16 protein-coding genes and 1 tRNA gene are annotated in these 19,180 nt (G+C 34.8%); 6 read left to right on the forward strand and 11 right to left on the reverse strand.

From position 1 onward, the window contains the following. Positions 1–100 precede the first annotated feature (100 nt). From Q4517_RS06625 to Q4517_RS06635, 3 genes are read left to right on the forward strand one after another with little or no spacing between them, the layout of a single operon-like run. On the forward strand, positions 101–1,288 hold the full coding sequence (locus Q4517_RS06625) for a hypothetical protein (protein WP_303507646.1): 1,188 nt from the start codon (positions 101–103) through the stop codon (positions 1,286–1,288). Next, complete coding sequence (locus Q4517_RS06630) at positions 1,278–3,278, forward strand: ATP-dependent endonuclease (protein WP_303507648.1); 2,001 nt, start codon at positions 1,278–1,280, stop codon at positions 3,276–3,278. Before Q4517_RS06625 ends, Q4517_RS06630 begins: the two co-directional genes overlap by 11 nt. A 1-nt stretch (position 3,279) precedes the next feature. After that, a complete protein-coding gene (locus tag Q4517_RS06635) occupies positions 3,280–5,088 on the forward strand; it encodes a UvrD-helicase domain-containing protein (protein ID WP_303507650.1) in 1,809 nt (602 codons plus the stop codon). A 25-nt stretch (positions 5,089–5,113) separates the two neighbouring features. Here Q4517_RS06635 and Q4517_RS06640 read toward each other — a convergent pair whose 3' ends face one another. The 10 genes from Q4517_RS06640 to Q4517_RS06685 form a co-directional block, all read right to left on the reverse strand. Next, positions 5,114–6,694, reverse strand: a complete 1,581-nt coding sequence (locus tag Q4517_RS06640; protein ID WP_303507652.1) for a type IV secretory system conjugative DNA transfer family protein — start codon at positions 6,692–6,694, stop codon at positions 5,114–5,116. Positions 6,695–6,699: 5 nt separating this feature from the next. Continuing rightward, complete coding sequence (gene mobB, locus Q4517_RS06645; RefSeq protein ID WP_303507654.1) at positions 6,700–7,731, reverse strand: MobB family relaxase; 1,032 nt, start codon at positions 7,729–7,731, stop codon at positions 6,700–6,702. An 11-nt stretch (positions 7,732–7,742) separates the two neighbouring features. Continuing rightward, entirely contained in the window at positions 7,743–8,123 is a 381-nt protein-coding gene (locus Q4517_RS06650; RefSeq protein WP_303507656.1) for a BfmA/BtgA family mobilization protein, read from the reverse strand. 432 nt (positions 8,124–8,555) lie between these two features. Continuing rightward, entirely contained in the window at positions 8,556–8,753 is a 198-nt protein-coding gene (locus Q4517_RS06655; protein WP_303507658.1) for a hypothetical protein, read from the reverse strand. Between the two features lie 11 nt (positions 8,754–8,764). Beyond that, positions 8,765–9,214 carry a RadC family protein gene (locus Q4517_RS06660; protein WP_303507660.1) on the reverse strand — a complete coding sequence of 150 codons (450 nt, stop codon included), beginning with the start codon at positions 9,212–9,214 and terminating at the stop codon, positions 8,765–8,767. A gap of 78 nt (positions 9,215–9,292) precedes the next feature. Continuing rightward, the gene (locus Q4517_RS06665) at positions 9,293–9,637 is read right to left on the reverse strand and encodes a single-stranded DNA-binding protein (RefSeq protein ID WP_246906069.1); all 345 of its coding nucleotides are present in this window, start codon (positions 9,635–9,637) and stop codon (positions 9,293–9,295) included. Positions 9,638–10,363: 726 nt separating this feature from the next. Continuing rightward, on the reverse strand, positions 10,364–10,909 hold the full coding sequence (locus tag Q4517_RS06670) for a hypothetical protein (RefSeq protein ID WP_303507664.1): 546 nt from the start codon (positions 10,907–10,909) through the stop codon (positions 10,364–10,366). Between the two features lie 101 nt (positions 10,910–11,010). After that, a complete protein-coding gene (locus Q4517_RS06675; RefSeq protein WP_303507665.1) occupies positions 11,011–11,847 on the reverse strand; it encodes a DUF932 domain-containing protein in 837 nt (278 codons plus the stop codon). Between the two features lie 265 nt (positions 11,848–12,112). Further along, positions 12,113–13,909, reverse strand: coding sequence for a ParB/RepB/Spo0J family partition protein (locus tag Q4517_RS06680; protein ID WP_303507667.1), 1,797 nt, complete (start codon positions 13,907–13,909; stop codon positions 12,113–12,115). A 392-nt stretch (positions 13,910–14,301) separates the two neighbouring features. Further along, positions 14,302–14,383: transfer RNA gene (locus Q4517_RS06685), tRNA-Leu, on the reverse strand. A gap of 177 nt (positions 14,384–14,560) precedes the next feature. Here Q4517_RS06685 and Q4517_RS06690 point away from each other — a divergent pair. Further along, positions 14,561–15,949 carry a dipeptidase gene (locus tag Q4517_RS06690; protein WP_303507669.1) on the forward strand — a complete coding sequence of 463 codons (1,389 nt, stop codon included), beginning with the start codon at positions 14,561–14,563 and terminating at the stop codon, positions 15,947–15,949. 312 nt (positions 15,950–16,261) lie between these two features. Beyond that, positions 16,262–17,362, forward strand: coding sequence for a DUF4407 domain-containing protein (locus Q4517_RS06695; protein WP_303507671.1), 1,101 nt, complete (start codon positions 16,262–16,264; stop codon positions 17,360–17,362). On the opposite strand, the gene Q4517_RS06700 is transcribed toward Q4517_RS06695, so the two are convergent. Beyond that, the gene (locus Q4517_RS06700) at positions 17,357–17,815 is read right to left on the reverse strand and encodes an Lrp/AsnC family transcriptional regulator (protein ID WP_303507673.1); all 459 of its coding nucleotides are present in this window, start codon (positions 17,813–17,815) and stop codon (positions 17,357–17,359) included. The two genes, Q4517_RS06695 and Q4517_RS06700, sit on opposite strands and share 6 nt — an antisense overlap. Before the next feature lie 163 nt (positions 17,816–17,978). Here Q4517_RS06700 and Q4517_RS06705 point away from each other — a divergent pair, with 163 nt between their 5' ends. Further along, positions 17,979–19,178, forward strand: a complete 1,200-nt coding sequence (locus Q4517_RS06705) for an aminotransferase class I/II-fold pyridoxal phosphate-dependent enzyme (protein ID WP_303507675.1) — start codon at positions 17,979–17,981, stop codon at positions 19,176–19,178. Positions 19,179–19,180: the final 2 nt, after the last annotated feature.

Below are 19,180 nucleotides of genomic sequence, written 5' to 3' on the forward strand. Positions count from 1 at the left end.
TTGATTTTGCCATTTGAGATAAAGTACCAGTCATTTTTAAATATGTAAATCATATTTTATTCTTTCTTTGTAAAAAATAATTTGATATCCGCATTTTCTAATGACACCTTCTGAACAGTACGTTTCTGACCTATGCCAAAAATCGTTTCTTCCTTTTTGGAATTTCCCCAATCCAATAGGTAAAAAGAATAAAGAACTGTGTGATGTTTTAGTTGTGTGTGGCAATTATCTATTAATTATATCCGTAAAGGATATTAGAGTATCTAACCATACTGATAAAAAAGTTCAATACGAGCGTTGGGTAAAAAAAGCTGTTGAAGACTCAGCAAAACAAATCTACGGTGCTGAGCGCTATCTTAAAACTGTCGATGAAGTTTATGCTAAAAACAGAGCGAACAAAATTTCCCTACCACCAAAAAATAACAGAATAATACACAAAATTGCAATTGCTTTTGGAAGTGACAAAACATTCCCATTACCGTATGGGGATTTTGGTCAAGGCTATGTTCACGTTTTTGATGAAGAAACTACTTCTATTCTTTTAACCGAATTGGACACTATAACCGATTTTACAAGATACCTTACAGATAAGGTTAAATTCTTAGAAGGGAAATATTTTTCAATGCCCAAAGAATCCGATTTTCTGGCTTTCTACATTCAAACTGGTCTTGATATTGATAAAAAAGTTGATTCGATAGTATCTGATGGTGGCTTATGGGATTCTTATGTAGAATCTGAAGAATATACAGAATGGCAAAACCTTTTACCTCAAAGCTATATTTGGGACTATATGATTGCCCAATTGCACGACTACCACATTTCTGAAGATACAACAGATAAACGCAGAAATGAGCTAGAGGAAGCCATCAGAGTTATCAATCAAGAACCTCGTATAAATAGAATAGAATTAGGTGGTATTCTCGACAATGCAATTCAAAGAAAATCAAGTGCAAGAATGTTAAGACCTTTGAAAAATGCCAAACATTGTTACGTTTTTATGCCCTTGACTTCCAAGAACTGGGAAGGCAAAGAAAAAGAACTAGAGCTTAGATGTGTTGTCGCCAGAATGGAAAACCCAACCGTAGAAAGAGTTATCGGTATCGGTTTTGGGAATAATGGTAGTGGACAAGAAGTCTATGACATCTGCTCACACTATATCCCAGAAATGAGCGAGGAATTTATTTTAGGTGCTAAAGAAGTACAAGACGAATTAGGTTATTTCAAAAACCCAACTATCTCACACAGCAAAGAATACAGAAAGGAAGATTTTAAAGGATTTGGGCTTTAATGATAATTCTTCTTTTTATGCAGGATTAACTTTGTTAAATTTATCGGCTAAACCAACCACCAACTTGCGTATGTATTTAGCCAAACTTTTTATTAAAAATTTTAGAGGAATCAAAGAAATGGAACTTAGTTTCAACCGAAGTATTAATATACTAATCGGTGAGAACGGAAGTAACAAATCGGCGGTTATCGATGCAATTAGATTACTGTATAACATGGGCGAACCCATACGGGACATTTCTGTTGGTTTCTCTGATTTTCACGAAAGTGTGGAAAAAGATGGCGAAGGTAACATCACAATCTCAAGAGAAGAGAAGATTATGATTATCTTTCAATTTAAGGGTTTATCAGCCGCTCAAAGAGGTGCGCTCTATGAGTATATGGTTATAGATGACGATGCCAATGAATATGCCCAGGCTACATTAACATACGAAGACAAAGGTGGTAAATATCCTATTTCATCCTACTATACTGGCAATGTTGAAGGTCAAAAAGCTGACTACAATACATTTTCTATTTTCCAACATTACTATTTGAGTGGCTTACGAGATAGTACGCGCGATTTATTGACTAATCGCGGAAATGTTTTAGGTCGTGTAATAAAAAGACGTGTAGAAAAAAATGAATCTGAAGCTGTCATTGAAGGCATAATGCGAACTGCAAATGATGAGCTTTTAGCACAAGACGAAGTTTCTGAAACTCGTGATGGGGTAAATAATAACCTATCGGGTATATACCAGCGATTTAAGGATAACCAAATAGGGCTTCAAATTGAGCAATCCAAAACCGAGTATATCGTAAATGCTATAAAGCCATTTTTACCCCACGACCGAGACAGTTTAGCTGGTGAAGGATTTTCATTACGGCAAAATAGTTTAGGTCAAAATAATCTCATTTACATTGCAACAGTACTTGGCGATATAAAAGACCAAATTGAAGAAAATAAAGTGCCTCATTATGCTTTACTTATAGAAGAACCAGAAGCGCACCTTCATCCGCAGCTTCAATTAAGTTTATATGGCTTTTTGCGAGATTCCAGCAAATCCAAAAACAGTCAGTTGTTCATTACGACACATTCGCCTACATTGACATCAAAAGTCCCTCTAAAGAACCTAATTTTACTTGATGGCAAGGCGTTCCAACTAAACAAACAATTTCAAGATAGAGTTTCAGAAGAAATTGTGGAAAATACTGTTAAAGACAAAAAACTAACTGCTGCCAATTTTAGATTGAAAAGAAAGCAGCTAGAACGATATATCGATGTCACGAAGTCCCAATTGCTTTTTGCTAAAGCTATTCTTTTCGTTGAAGGTATATCTGAAGAACTTTTGATTACAGCTTTTACAGCAATTAAAAAATATCGTTTAGAAGATTATAGAATTGAACTCGTCAACATTGGTGGTACAAGTTTTTATCCGTTCATCCATTTGTTTAATTCCAATCAACCAGAGAAATCGATTGACAAGCCTATTTCTATTTTAACGGATAATGATAAATTTCCGGACTCAAAAAAGAAAGAATTTTCATTTAACAATTTGCTCGATGAAGATTACAAAAAACTCAATGAGCTAGACGCTGCCATTCAAGCAGCAGATGTCTCGTCGAGAATCCCAAATATCACATCTGCTAAAAATGGAAAAGATACCATCGAAATATTTCCTGCTGAAAAAACATTGGAATATGAATTAGCACTTGCCAATATACCGAAGACAAAAGAAGGCATTGAAAATAACTTTCTCTTCAAATATATTAACAAAATAAGGTCCGACAAAGCTGAAGCGATACTCGAATATGTTGATGCGGTTATTGACGAGGAACTAACCGAAGAACAACAGCGTAAAGTTGCAATTCTGCTATGGAAGTCTTTTCCATCGAAAGGTACTTTTTCTCAAAACTTCTCACTTTACATCCTCAAAAATTTAAAACGTGCTAGGAAAGAATTTGTTATCCCAAAATACATTCGTAAAAGTCTAAAACATTTGAAGGGATAGGATGAAGTTAGATATTACAGAAGAATTACAAGATTATTTGGATGCTAAGGGCAAGGTCGTTTTAAATGCTTGCCCTGGTGGTGGAAAAACAACTGCCATTTCTCAAAAGATAATCAACCTAGAAGAAGAGTATAAAAGTACTTACGGCAGTCATTCAGGAATAGCCTGCATATCGTTTACCAACGCAGCAAAAGATGAACTCAATCTAACGTACAATCAACTTTGTGGTAGAACTTTGCAATATCCGCACCTCGTAAGTACCATTGACAGCTTCATCAATACTTTCATAACGTTACCTTTTTATTACCGTTTGGAAAGAAATTTTGCCAGACCTCAAATTTTGGAAAGCAATGAACGATTAGATTTATTTTGGAAAACCAAATATAGAAACAGAAGTGGAAAGTTAGTTGATGGTCTTAGAAATCCAATGAATTCTTTTAAGGCGAAGACTAATAGAAGCATATACTACCAATACCAGCCATCACAAATAAGACTTGAACCAGATGGAAGCTATACCGTAAACGGAAATGCACCTGCTGAAGAAAAAGTAGATTTAGATGTTTTTGAAAAATACTGTAAATACATCAAAGGATGGCAGTTTGAAAAAGGCCTTATCACTACTAATGATTCTGCATTTATTGCATTAAGGCTCTTAAAGAAAAATCCCAGTATTGGTAAATGGTTATCAAAGAGATTTCCGCACATAATTGTTGACGAAGCACAGGATAATTCTTTAATGCAGCATCAAATTTTTGAAGAACTAAACAATCAAGGATTAGCTAACATCGAATTTATTGGCGACCCATATCAAAGTCTTTATGAATTTAGGGATGCCAACCCTCAATTATTTCTAGATAAGTATAAAAATGAAGATTATTTAGGTTTAGATTTATCAAATAACAGAAGGTCGCCACAGCGCATTATAGACTGTTTCTCATTATTGCGACCAGAAGCTGAACGTACTATAAAAAGTGCTTGCGAAACAGACCTAAAAGAGCCCTTACTTGTATATAGATACAAAGCCGATAATAGAGGCGATATAATAAATCATTTTGAACAATATTGCAGTGACAAAGATTATAAAAAACTGAAGGTTGTTGTACGCGGTAATAGCGTAAGGAACAAAATGCTTGGTAGAGACGCACAACAGCGACCTTGGCACAACTCAATGGCTTACGAACTCATAGCTGCTAAAATAGAATACGATGATAAGAACTTAAAGGACGCCATCAACATAGCAAGAAACATAGTAATCCGTTTGGAAAACCAAGACCTCTCTTTTGCTGAATTTGGCCATTTAAGAGCTGAACTAAAAACCGACTTTTTATTCAACGCTCATATTATAAAATTTGTAGAAGGGTTGCCAGAGCTGTCGCATACTATAGAGGACTGGTCAAATCTATGTCCGGCTTACATAAAGGAAGCTCTAAATCTTGACTTTGATATAGATTTTGGAATGAAAAAAACCTCAACGTATTTTGCTAAAGCTACACGTACGGAACCTGTTTCAGCACACTTTAATCGAGTTGATATAGATAAAACTAGTTCACTCACCACGGTCCATCAGGTCAAGGGAAAAACGTTAGATGCCATCCTTATCTTTTTTGACGAAAAAAACCACGCAAGTAATATTAATTTCAGGGATTTAGAGCCTGAAAACGGTGGATTTTTAAAGGAAAAGAAACGTATTATATACGTAGCTATGTCGAGACCTAAACATTTATTGGCGATGGCATTTCCTGAAAAAATTACTGAAGCTCAATTGAAAGAAAAGTTAGGTGATGATATATCAATTATCAAGCTTGAATGAAACTCTACCGAAGTACAACCAAATCTTACTCAAATATCGACTTCGCTTCCTCATAAACTCTCTCAAAATTAGCCTCTAAATCAGCCTGAGAAAACGGTTTGGACACCCTTGGTAATTCTCGTTCAATGTCAGTCAATCTAAACTGTACTTTTTTATCCTTTCCATCAGCATAAGTAATAAACTCGCCTTGCTTTAGCCTAAAAAAAACATCTGCTCTAATTTTTGGAATTTCTTTTTCGCCAGTTGTAATACGTGTATCAAAATCGAGATTGTGTCCACGACTAATACTTTTGGTAGGGTCTTTAATGATTTCAAAAAAGCGTTCGTAGTATTTGGCTGTGTCCGGGTCATTTACCTTTCCAAAAAACTGATAGGAAAGATTGCTCAAAATAGCTTTGCTTGCCTTGTCGCCATACATCATATCGTTCTGGATTTTATCCTGCATCACATAAATTGTAGCTATATCATAACTACGTAATGTTGCTGGAATACGATGCATATTCAATAATCGAATGGTAGGTGCTTCTTCCATCAACAAAAATGAAGGTTTAGAATTTCTCACGCTCATTTGTTTGGTAATGGTGTGAATAATAGTAGCAATTACAGACGAGTAAGATGTTTCATATTTTGGATTGTTTACTACCGAAATGATTGCAGGGTTTTCCTCGCTATTGATATTTAATGGTACTTCGTCTGCAGATAATGCCATAAATATGCGTTGCGTACTAATACGTTTCAGGGCATTGGCCAGGGTGCTTTTCACACCAGCTGTCTGCCTATCCGAATCCTTACCACTAATAAATGCATCTGCCATTGCTCGTGATGTGGTGTTGGTTTCTAAAAACTGAATAAGGCTATCCGTGTCCAATAATTGATAAATTGCTATTAAATGTGGTAGCGTACAGTATTTAGGATAGTCGGTTTTCAGTTTCCAAATCAAACCACCAATCAATCCTTCAGCTGCATCGTTAAAGAATTTTGTTGTGCCAGTCGTTCCTGATTCCCTTTGCTCCAAAAGGTTTTCAATCAACACCCTCGACACCTCATTTACGCTTTCCTCGTTCTCTAAATAATGAGGAGCAATAGGATTTACCCGATGGATAATTTTATCGAAGGAAATGACCTTAAACGGAATATCACTATCCTTGAAAAGTGGATATGCCATTTCGGTCAGCTCAAAGTCCTTATAGTCGTGTATGATTCCGCAAAAACTCTCTTTCTGGAAATGTTTTAGAAATCCATAAACAACACTTTCGGTTTTTCCACTTCCGGCGGATCCGATGACGGATGCGCCACGTTTGATATTATCTAATTTGAAGTTTCCTTTATTCGTAGAAAAACTGACCTGATATTTAGTATTTCCATTTTGTGCGTTTTCAGTTTTATGCAGAAAAACATACAGTCCTATATTAATTAGCATAAGAGGACACACCAAATACAATAATATTGATACTAATTCATTTCCTTCAGAAATATATAAAACAAGAAATGAAAGCATAGTGATATTTAATAAAAACGCATATTTGCTTACTCGAAACATCGCATAGAAAACAGTACTGGTCAAACCAATGATTGAAAGTATCGTTATAAGATTGTCTATTCGCATAGCTACTATATTCCTATTGAACTTGATTTTATGGCCACTTCAGCGCCACGTCTTAACCGTTTGAAAACTCGAAGTGCCATTTGCGCTTGACTAACTGGAATGCTGGGAACGATTGGCAATCCCGTTTTTGTCATCATTTTGAAAGCCAATGCTCTTTCGTTAGCTGGTAATTTCATCAAAGCAGCAAAGTAGAGCTTTGGATTTTTTACAAAATCCTTTCGTGCCTTATAGGTCTCGGCAAAGTTTCGTTTATAGCCAAAAGTCTTGTCAAATGTCTTTTCTGTTTTCTCAAAAAATTTGTCTCTGTCAAAACCTCGTTTCACGTTCTTACCGTGCATTTCAACTTCGGAAGCTTTATGCTTGCTTCCTGGGGAAAGGCTAACAGAGTTGGAAGCGTCCTTTCTGCTCACGATGATATGGATATGACTTTGGTTTCCATCTTTTCGCATTCCCTGGACTATCCGTTTTCCATTTTGTTGATGTGGTGCTTGGCGTTCCAGTTTAGCAATTTCCTTTTTCATCTTTTTGATATTCCCTTCAGCTCGTCCTTCTTGGATGTTTCGGATATCCGTTTTGAGCTGAAGTATTTTTGTAGCAAAAGGTTGATTTTCTTTTATCTGCTTATCCGTTCCTTTAAAGGTGCGTTGGTGTTCTATTTTAGCATAGTATTTTATGTCATCGATGGTTATGGGTCGCCCATTAATTTCCCTATTGAATGAAGCCACATAATCCTTCATCAATTCACGAGTGTACGTTTTTAAATCTTGGCTGTTGTTCTGAAGTTTTCGTAATTCATATTTTGAAGGACTGACTGTAATCGAATAAAACTTAGGTTCTTTCTTTTTCAATTTTGCGGTGTTTCCATCAATTTCTTTTACCACTTCTTCAGCAGAAATTTCATCGCCATATTGATTGAAAAAGTGTTCCATATCATGCTGTTCCAAGCCTTGATTTTCTTTCTCTAAATAGCCTACAAAATCAGCCGAACTTTGTGAATAATTGTTGCCTAATTTTTGAGGTGTTATTGTAATGTACATAGCTCAAAAATTTATAGTTGGTTGCTTTGGTTTTGCTTTTCTCGAAAGCGAACTTCCTTCTTTTCTTCTGCATATTTCTTTTCCACAATCAGAGGTTTTTTCGCTGGTTCTTCTGTTTCAAACAGCGATTGAATCATAGCCACAGTAGGCTTGGTTTGGGTCTTTTCGACATCCCGCATTATGGCAATGACCGCATTGATTCTTTTGAGTAATTTGGCTTCAATTGTACGTCCAGTTGGCCCTAATTTTTCCTTTGGCGAAATTTCATTATAGAAGAAAAAATCGAGCATCGTGGACATCGCTTCGGTATGCGATTTGAAGTAAGTGCGTGAGAAAGTTTGGAAACGCTTTGCGGTTTCCTTTTTAAATCTAATTCCAGTAAATGAGTCCATATTTCGCCGATTTGTCGCAAAATCTTCCCTAAAAATGGGCGTTTCCAGCCCGTTTGTCGCAAATCGTTGATTGTCAAGAAATTATAATAAATTTAATTAACTGACAATCAGTTAATTAAAAACGAAAAGGAACCCGAAACATCGCGCAGCGTGTTACCCTCTTGCTATTCCTTTTCGTCCCGCTCGCGGGACAAAAATCCATACAATCCGGCTAAAAAGCCGATTGCCATTTTCAAGGAAAATGATTTTCCAGTATGTTAAATTTCGATGTGTAAGGGTATCGGCGAAAGTCAAAAAGTGGATAACCTTACTTTAATTTGTGCGCTGAATTTCAGCAATGTAAAGATACATTTTTTTTCTTGAATTGGATATCATTTGCATACAAAAACACCTCTAAAAATTCAGAGGTGTCAGGTTTAAAAATTGACAAAATTATATATTGAAAACGTATGTATAAGAATACAAATTCCGAAGTGCTTCTTCCTCAATAATCGTTTCAAAACAGGTGTAATTTCCCTTTACGTATTTGCGGATAGCATCCCCAAATTTTCGTTCCACATCTTTTTTAGAATTTTCTAAAAGTCGGTTTTGAGCCTCTTCGCTCAAGTCCGTAAAATTGAGATATACCATAGCTATTTGTTTTACAAAATTCCGTTATCAGAAAAACTATAGTAATCGCCATTAGGCGCAAATATCAAATGGTCAAGAATGGTAATGTCGAATAGTTTGGATGCCTTTTTAATCTTATTCGTTAAATTCTTATCTGCATCACTAGGTTGTAATTTTCCACTTGGGTGATTGTGCGTTAAAATTATAGCTACTGATAGAGATTTTAAAATAACCGCAAACAATATCCGAAGGTCTATTAACGTACTTGTAATTCCACCTTGTGAAAGTTGATAAACCCCTTTTACCTTATTGCTGTTGTTCAACAATACAACTTTAAAGGTTTCTTGTATGCCTATGGTATCTTTATCCCAATCTTCATAAAGTAGTTCAGCTGCATCTTGTGAACTGCTAATTTTCTGCCACATTGAAGATTTCAGTCCACCTTTGTAGCTTATTTTTATTTCGTTAACTTGTGCTTTCATTGTTTATAGTATTTAAAATGTGAATAATGAAAAAGAGGGCGCATCTTTCGACGGTTACGCCCTCTTTCATTTTTAGGTTTACTTATCGCCTTTACTTCCAAGTAAAAGGATTTCATCGGCTACCACTTCCGTTACATAGCGTTGTTCGTTATCATCAGTTGTATAGCTTCGAGTTTTTAGTTTTCCCGATATTCCAACTTCTTTTCCTTTTTGAACATACTTTTCTACTATTTCAGCAGTCTTGCCCCAGGCTACTATTGTATGCCAATTTGTATCTGTTTGTTTTTCGCCTTTGCTGTCTTTGTAATACTCATTTGTTGCTAGTGAAAAACGGGCTACTTTCTTACCGCTTTCAAGGTTCGTAATTGTTGGTTCTTGTCCAACGTTTCCAATTAACTGTACGTGATTTTTAATAGTACTCATAATAAAATATTTAAGTGATTTATATTTCCCCAATTGATTTAAAACAGATTAAATTTTAAGGGGTGTTTGTTCTTTTCTTTCGTGCACCGCACAATGGATAGAGTGGGTTTTGTCAAGACTTTTAGAGAATAAATCAGGTGTGTTTGCGACGTAGTAAAATCCTTGGATTTTCAAGGAAGTAGAAACCTTATTTTTCACTAAAACTCTGTATAGTCTTGACAAGTTCCATAAGGGCATTAGCAATTCTTTTAAACGCAGTTGCGTTTGAGCGTACCGACAGTTAAGCGAAATAAGTAGCTGTGGTTAAATTAGAATTGGTTAATGTCGTGCCTGTTTTTCGACGACCCGAAAAACAATAAAGGCTTTATCCATTATAAACCCCTTAAAATGTGTAAGACAGCGGTTCGGTTTTTAAGAATTTTCGAGGAAGCACTCAAGAAGGGCTTACCGCAAATTCTGTTAAGAAAACCGAAGTGATGGCTTTCCGCTTTGGCAAGCGGACTTAATTCACAATTTTGGCAATGGAATGTAGTGTTCCTTCCCAGAGTATCGGGAAGGGTTAACGGAATGGAAAGCTGAAATTGGGGATTGTGTCCAAGACTTATGTAGCGAAGCTCTTTTTCCGTAATGGAGCTTTTCGCGAAATGAAGGGGAAAGTGCTGAGGGGATTATAAAACTTGTTTTCAATTAAAGGCTAATATTTTTTTATAGAGCGTAAACTTGTCCTCAAAAAAGTTCTTTCTGGTTTTGAGGCAACATCTTTTTTTCTGATTTTTCAGCCACTTTTAATTTATCTTTTAGAGCTTTTCTTCTTTTATCATAAATCCATCTTCTCAAATTATTCAAAAGTCCCACTTCATATTCTGAAAGCTCTTTAGGTGCTATTTCTTTCATTGCATCTAATTGGTCTCTATTCTTAAACTGACGTGCATATTGAAGTCCTAACCAAGTATAAATATTTACCCATTCAGTTGGCATTGGTGCTTCATACGTTCTGGGCATCATATAGGCTAAAGCTTCAGTAAGTGAAGCCATTTCTTCTTGCTGCATTGAACATAACAGTCGTGATAATTTTACGCTATTCAGTAAGTCTTTAGGAATTATATCCTGCCAAGGGGATTTAAAAACGATGATTGGGCTGGTAAGACAATCCATAAAATTGAAGACAAAATTGTTACTATGCTTTTTATTAGGCTTCAATGTTTTTTCCTTTACTTGTATAGGTTCGCACTCAAAACCGAAGTCGAGCTGTACCATTTTTATAGTGTTCATAATGTTTGGATTTTAGACCTGTCTATAAACAGGTACGATTAAACTTTAAGTGTAAGAGAAAATCCAGTTTAAATAGGTACTGGATAAACCTTTAAATATCTCTAAGCCATTTCATAGACTTCATCAAATAATTTCTTATCCAACCGCTCTTGTTGGCCAAAACTCTTCTTCAATGTATTATGCAGTACCGAATTAAAGGCATTATAGCCTAACCATAGATTCGGTTCTTCATTGAGCAACAAGGCTTCATAGTTTAGGATTTCTATTACCTCACGAGACTTTTTTGAAGGGTCGCTATTCTTATCACTACACTCATATCTAAACAGTTTCGTTCTGTCAAGAATGGCCTTTACGAACTCTTGCGTATCGATGATTTTAAATTCTTTCATCTTATCAAATTTCTTGGTAATGGTATAGAACTCATTATCCAAAAACTTGTCAAACAAGTTGTTCAACCTTGGCATAATAAGGTGTGTATTATTCTTACTGTGCTTAATGGAAAACTCAATTTCTGCCTGAGAAACGTGCAAACCATTGGAACATACTTTTCTGTAAAAACCAAAGTGGCCAGAGGTCTTTTCGCTACCATCATAAGAGTTTTTAAACCGAAGCATCGGCAGTATCAAATCTTCTTTATTTTTTACAGAGAATTGACTTTTATCGTCAATAATGAAGTCTGTAATGAAAGACCTATCATTCTTATTGATGGTACGTTTGTGATAGTTCAGTTGTGCATCGGATAGCATTTCTTCAGCTTTCTTGAAGAACAATTGATTTGGAATGTGGCCGTAGCTGTTTGATACTACATTGACAATTTTTCCATTGGAAATAATGACGTTTTCAAGTCCGCGTCGAGATTCCATCTGCGTAAGTGTTTTTAAGGATTTCATTTCTGATGGAACAAAGATTTCATCCTGCTGTAAATTTTGTAAATACATAGCTTTTGAATTTAGATTAAACAATATTTGGGCGGTTACCCTAACGGAAGCTAAAATCTCAGCTCAAAAGGAAACGGAATAAATAAGTAAAGGATGGTGCGTTGGCTTTATGCCGTAGTCTTTTGATGGGTGTATTTTACGAGTTTACCTTTGCGCTACTATTGATTGATTATTATTCTACTTCATAACCATTTTTATTAAAGTATTATCAAAAAAAAAGAAGAAGAGCTAGCACGAATGCCAACCCTTCTTCAAACAACAAAAGCTAATCTTTAAGTTCCTGAATTTGTTTTTCAAGAACTGTTATGCGCGCGCTCAAACGTTCTTCACGCTTCTGTCGCTTCTCGGTATATTCTTTTTCTATGCTGGCAATCTTAGATTTGTAATACCCTTGCATTGCAGTATAAAATGAAATGTTCGTTAGGTTATTTACGTGATTGCTTTCGCCAAAATGGACTTGCTTGGTGAGCATATACCGTATCAGCTTATGAAAAATTTCCTTTTTGAACTTCTTCTTGAAATTTTCCACAATCTCAATTCTGGTCATTTTAGATATATCTCCTAAAAGTCCAGAAAAGTATTTCTGTTGACACAAATAGCCCACATTATTTTCATAGAGCGATAATGAGAATGCGACCATTTCATCTACCGAAAGTGTTTTCTTAGTTTCGATATATTTGGTCTCTCTTATCATTTCGACAACTTCTTCAAATTGCCTGTTGTTCTCGATTTGCTTCTTGCGGATTTCCCTTTCGTTGATTTTAATGATTTGTTCTTCAGGGGAACAGTCAGCCATTTTTCTATCAGCCAATGGTGCGGTATAGGTCATCGATTCACTTTTCGATTTTTCGATAATCTTTACAAAGACTTCTTTGTATCTGTATGTTTCAGGATGGAAAACGATACCATTTACAAATCCATTTTCTTTTGCAGAATTGTATGTTTCCAATTCCCTTGTATAGTTTTCAAGAGCGTCTTTATATTCCTCCTTAAGTTCTGCTTCAGAATAATCGTAATGTTGGTACTCTTTCTTGATTGCTTCTATTGTAGGTTCAATAGGTTGTTCTATGATTTTCACATCATCGAGAAGATAGACTTTCAATCCGCTATTTTCCAGTTGGGCGATAATGAGCTGATTTCGTTCTTCGTCTGCCCAGTATTTCTGTATCTCCGGAATAAGAATGATTTTTTCTTTCTTTACTTTGTCAATCAGGTTCAAAAACGACTTGCTTTTCTTCGATTCATAACAAGCTGATTTTGTACATACCATTTTACCATCCCCGAACAAATTACCCTGATTTGCCGCATTGAACGGACACTCAATACAAGCTCCAGCTTTTGCAATCAATTTCTTGTCAGCGACATCAAAAGATGCTTTTTCTAAATCAAAGGTCTGGTCTTTAATCATTCTGTTAACTTGATGGGCATTGAAATCTTCGCCCATAGTTTCAAGCATCATTTGCTGTTCTTCTGGTTCGAATAGTGCAACGCCAATTCCTAATGAAATGGTCATATCCCCATTGCGAACAAAATGCTTAAACCCTTCTATAAGTCCAGCTAATTTCAAACGCTGTCTTATAAAATTATCACTTCGTCCCAATCGTTTTGCTATTTCAGAAGGTGCATATTTCTCACTCAGAAAGGCAATTGCTTCTGCTTCTTCGGTAGGTTCGACATCTTGTCTTTGTAGATTTTCGATGATTTGAACTTCCAAAACATCATTATTCTTATACGTTCTCACGATACAGGGTATCGTTTTCTTACTGGCCAATTTACTAGCGCGAAACCTGCGTTCGCCCATTACAATGACATACTCTTTTCCAGATTTACGTACAGTAATAGGTTGAAGTACACCGTGCTTTTTGATACTCTCGGAAAGCTGTTGTAGTAATGCTTCGTTGAATGTCTTTCTTGGTTGCATTGGGTCTGGAATGACCTTATCAATACTCAGGTTTTGAATTTGAAGTCCAATTGCTCTTTGTGTCAATTTTTCTTTGACTTCCTTTTTAACGGCTGTACTTGATTTACCGTTTCTACTTGTGGTACTTGCTTTTGTTGTCATAATACTTAAATTTTAGATTAAACAATATTTAAGCAGGAACCAAACGGAAGATAAAATCTTGGCTCAAAAGGAAACGGAATAAATAAGCAAAGGAAAGAGCGTTGGATTTATGCCGTAGTCTTTTGATGGATGTATTTTACGAGTTTAAATTGCGGTGATATTGTATGATAATAAACTCTCACTAACGAAAAAATATGAATGCTATTTACTAAAATCTATTAACAACTATGAAATTTAATAAGGTTTGAGACTAAATAGAAGTAATGTAAACCAATACGAATGAGGTTCTTAAAATAGCCAAATGTTGTACCTATGTTGTACCCAAGTCTAAAAATTGTGACGAAATTCCCTTGTTAAAAATAAAAAAGCCGAAGATTTCTCTTCGGCTTTTGTGCGGGCGAAAGGACTCGAACCTTCACACCGTGAGGCACTTGATCCTAAGTCAAGCGTGTCTACCAATTCCACCACGCCCGCATTTTAACAATATTTTAATAATAACCATTTGGTTAAATCCTAAGTCTAGCGTGTCTACCAATTCCACCACGCCCGCGTACTTCTGAATTTGTGGATGCAAATATAAACAATACTTGTAAACTACAAAGAAGAAGTATACTATTTTTCTTATTTTTGATGCTAATTAATATACAACACATGCAAAACGTAAAAGATTACATAGCTCAACATAAAGATCGCTTTATTAATGAGCTTATCGATTTATTAAAAATTCCATCAGTAAGCGCTGACCCTGCTTATAATCAAGATGTATTAAATACTGCTGATACCATTAAAGATAGTTTAGAAAAAGCAGGGTGTGATAAAGTAGAGATTTGCGAAACCCCTGGATATCCTATCGTATATGGAGAAAAAATAGTAGATCCAAACTTACCTACTGTATTAGTTTATGGTCATTACGATGTACAACCTGCAGACCCTATCGATTTATGGACCTCTCCTCCTTTTGAGCCAGTTATTAAAAAAACAGACATACACCCTGAAGGAGCTATTTTTGCTCGTGGTGCTTGTGATGACAAAGGACAAATGTATATGCATGTAAAAGCATTAGAATACATGACCAAAACAGGGAACTTACCTTGTAATGTGAAATTTATGATTGAAGGTGAAGAAGAAGTTGGTTCTGAAAGCTTAGCATGGTTTGTTCCTAGAAATAGAGAAAAGTTAGCTAATGACGTAATTTTAATTTCTGATACAGGAATGATTGCTAATGACATTCCTTCAATCACCACTGGTTTACGTGGTTTAAGTTATGTAGAAGTAGAAGTTACTGGTCCTAATAGAGACTTACATTCTGGTTTATACGGGGGAGCTGTTGCAAACCCTATTAATATTCTAACACAAATGATTGCTTCATTACACGATGAAAACAATCATATCACCATTCCTGATTTTTACGATAAAGTAGAAGAATTATCTCGTGAAGAACGTGATGAAATGGCTAAAGCGCCTTTCTCTTTAGATGAATACAAAGCTGCTTTAGATATTAACGATGTTCATGGAGAAGCTGGCTATACCACAAACGAACGTAACTCTATCCGTCCTACTTTAGATGTAAACGGAATTTGGGGTGGATACACTGGTGAAGGAGCAAAAACGGTGATTGCTTCTAAAGCATACGCAAAAATTTCAATGCGTTTAGTTCCTGGGCAAGAATGGGAAGAAATTACTGAATTGTTCAAAAAACATTTTGAAAGCATTGCTCCAAAATCGGTAAAAGTAGAAGTAAAACCGCATCATGGTGGACAAGGATATGTAACTCCGATTGATAATATTGGTTACCAAGCTGCAAGTAAAGCATATCAAGAAACGTTTGGAGTAACTCCTATTCCGCAACGAAGCGGGGGAAGTATTCCTATCGTTGCTTTGTTTGAGCAAGAATTAAAGAGTAAAACCATTTTAATGGGATTCGGATTAAATTCTGATGCAATCCATTCACCAAATGAGCATTTCGGTGTATGGAATTACTTAAAAGGAATTGAAACCATTCCTTATTTTTATCAATATTTTACGGAATTATCTAAGTAATTCATCCTTAACAACATCAATAAAATAGCCTTGTGTAGAAAACAAGGCTATTTTTTTATATTATTTTACACCCTCTACATTTGTAAAATTAATTCTAATTTTTTTAGCAATGTAATTATCAAAAAGATTTAAAACTTTTAGAAGCCAATAACTCTATAAACTTACGAAGTTGGGTAAAAATGGAAAACAATATTTAAATTTTCAGACAAACCTGTGGTTGTAAAAAACTAATTCTGTTAAAAGCCTCTTAAATGAGGCTTTTTTTTGTAACAAAACCCTAAATCACTCGTTATTAAACTATAAGCTTATTTTATGTTAAAACGATTTTTCCTTCTTTGTTCTGGTGCTGATTTAGATTTACTCGAAAAATGTGCTAATGGAGAGCAAAATAAATATGCGGGTATTGGCGCTACAGTTTTCTTCACTGCACTTATGGCAACTATTGCCTCTGCTTACGCCTTGTATACTGTTTTTGACAATATATATACATCCATTTTCTTCGGAATCATTTGGGGACTTCTCATTTTTAATTTAGATCGATTTATTGTTTCAACCATAAAAAAAAGAGAGTCAAAGCGAAAAGAAATTATACAAGTTCTACCAAGATTATTACTTGCGATGATTATTGCAATCGTAATTTCTAAACCTTTAGAATTAAAGATTTTTGAAAAGGAAATCAACCAAGTTTTGTTAACTGAGAAAAACCAAATGACACTAGATAACAAAACTCAAATTGCGCAACAATTCTCACCTGAAATAGAGAAAATTAATAGTGAAATTACTTCACTGAAAAATGAAATAACTACTAAAGAACAAGAAATCAATACACTATATGAAACTTATATTGCGGAAGCTGAAGGAAGAAAAGGCACAAAACTAATCGGAAAAGGTCCTGTTTATAAAGAAAAGAGAGACAAGCATGATACAGCTTTACAAGAATTAACTCAATTAAAAGCTTCAAACAATGAAAAAATTAAAACTAAAGAAGAAACTGTTAGAAATCTAATTCAACAACAAAAAGAAGTTGAATCTAAAACACAACCTATTATTTCTAACTTTGATGGTTTAATGGCTCGAGTTAACGCACTAAACAAACTACCTTGGCTACCTTCTTTCTTTATCTTCCTATTATTTTTAGCAATAGAAACTGCCCCAATTTTTGCTAAACTTATCAGTTCAAAAAGTGAATACGATTATAAATTGGAAAACCATGAATCTCAAGTAAAAACTTGGATTCAACAACAAGTCCATCAAAGAGAGGTTATTTTACAAACAGATATAAACCTCAACAACAAAGTATACTCTGATTTAAAAACAGAAGAAGAACTTTACAACTACAAACAAAAAATGGCTCGTAACCTCATGAAACTACAAACTGATACTTTTTATAAAAATCAACAGGATATTTTATAACGCTATTGCTATCGAATTTTTCACTTCATCAATTGTAAAAACACTTCGGGTATTGCCTACATGTTTTAACGCTGTGAGTTTATTTACTATAAAGTCTCTGTATGCGTCCATGTCCTTTACATAAACCTTTAAAATATAATCATAATCCCCACTTACATGAAAACATTCAGTTACTTCTTCTAGCCTATTAACTTCTTTTTCAAAAACAGCTATATGATCTTTATTGTGTTTCTCTAGCTGCACATGGCAAAAAACTAAAAACGATTTTTCAATTTTGTTCTTGTTAACTAAAGCAACATATTGCTTAATAACTTTTTCTTTTTCCAACTTCTTAATTCGCTCGTAAACAGCTGTTACAGACAATCCCAATTGTAGTGAAAGCTGTTTTGTAGTTTGTTTGCTATCTGTTTGAAGCAATCCTAATAACTTCTTGTCTATATTATCTAATTTCATATGAAAAAAAATCTGTATTTATTATATATTCTTTGCTTAACACCTAATAAAAAACTAATTACAAACACAAAATTAGTATAAAAATCTATAAACCAAGATTTATATTGATTTTTAAACAATTAAAACTGATTTTAGTTGTCACTAATAATTAACCTTAACAGATATGAAATTTAAACCTGCAAACAACATACAAGACCTACAATACTTTGGAGAATTTGGTGGTGTAAACCCATCTATATCTGATTCTTCCACTTACACTTTTTTATCAGCAAAAACTATGTTTGATACTTTTGAAGGAAATACAGACGGATGTTATTTATACTCTCGTCATTCATCTCCTTCAAACTTATACCTATCAGAAGCTTTGGCCGCTATGGAAGGTACAGAATCTGCTAATGTTTCAGCTACAGGTATGGGAGCTATTACTCCCACCATCTTACAAATTTGTGAATCTGGAGATCATATCGTTTCTAGTAGAACTATTTATGGAGGAACCTATGCATTTTTAAAAAATTTCACACCTCGAATGGGTATTGAAACATCTTTTGTTGATATTACAAAATTAGAAGTGGTTGAAGCAGCGATTACTAAAAAAACTAAAATGATATACTGTGAAACAGTAAGTAACCCATTATTAGAAGTTGCCGATATCGAAGCCTTATCAGTTTTAGCTAAAAAACATAATTTACAATTAGTTGTAGACAATACATTCTCTCCTCTATCAATTTCTCCTGCTCAGTTAGGTGCCAACATAGTAATTCATAGTTTAACTAAATTTATTAACGGTTCATCAGACACAATGGGAGGAGTTATTTGTGGAACTACAGATTTTATCAATTCTCAAAAAAGTGTAATTGACGGAGCTAGTATGCTACTTGGTGCTTCGATGGATTCAATGCGAGCTGCATCTATTTTTAAAAATATGAGAACCTTACATATTCGCATAAAACAACACAGTAGAAATGCTCGTTATTTAGCTGAAAAATTTGAAGCTGATGGATTAAAAACTGTGTATCCTGGATTGGAATCGCATCCTTCACACAAAACTTTCAAATCAATGATGAATGAAGAATATGGTTTTGGAGGAATGCTAACCATTGATGTTGGTTCTTTAGATAACGCAAATACTTTAATGGAATTGATGCAAGAACGTAACTTAGGGTACTTGGCCGTAAGTTTAGGTTTTTATAAAACCTTATTTTCTGCTCCTGGTACTTCAACCTCATCAGAAATCCCTTTAGATGAGCAGAAAAAAATGGGACTTACTGATGGATTGATTCGTTTTTCTATTGGATTAGACAACGATATAGAACGCACTTATCAAATGATAAATACCTGTATGAAAGAAATTGACATACTTTAACC

Origin of the sequence: Tenacibaculum sp. 1_MG-2023, assembly GCF_030547425.1 — a bacterium.
GTDB lineage: Bacteria > Bacteroidota > Bacteroidia > Flavobacteriales > Flavobacteriaceae > Polaribacter.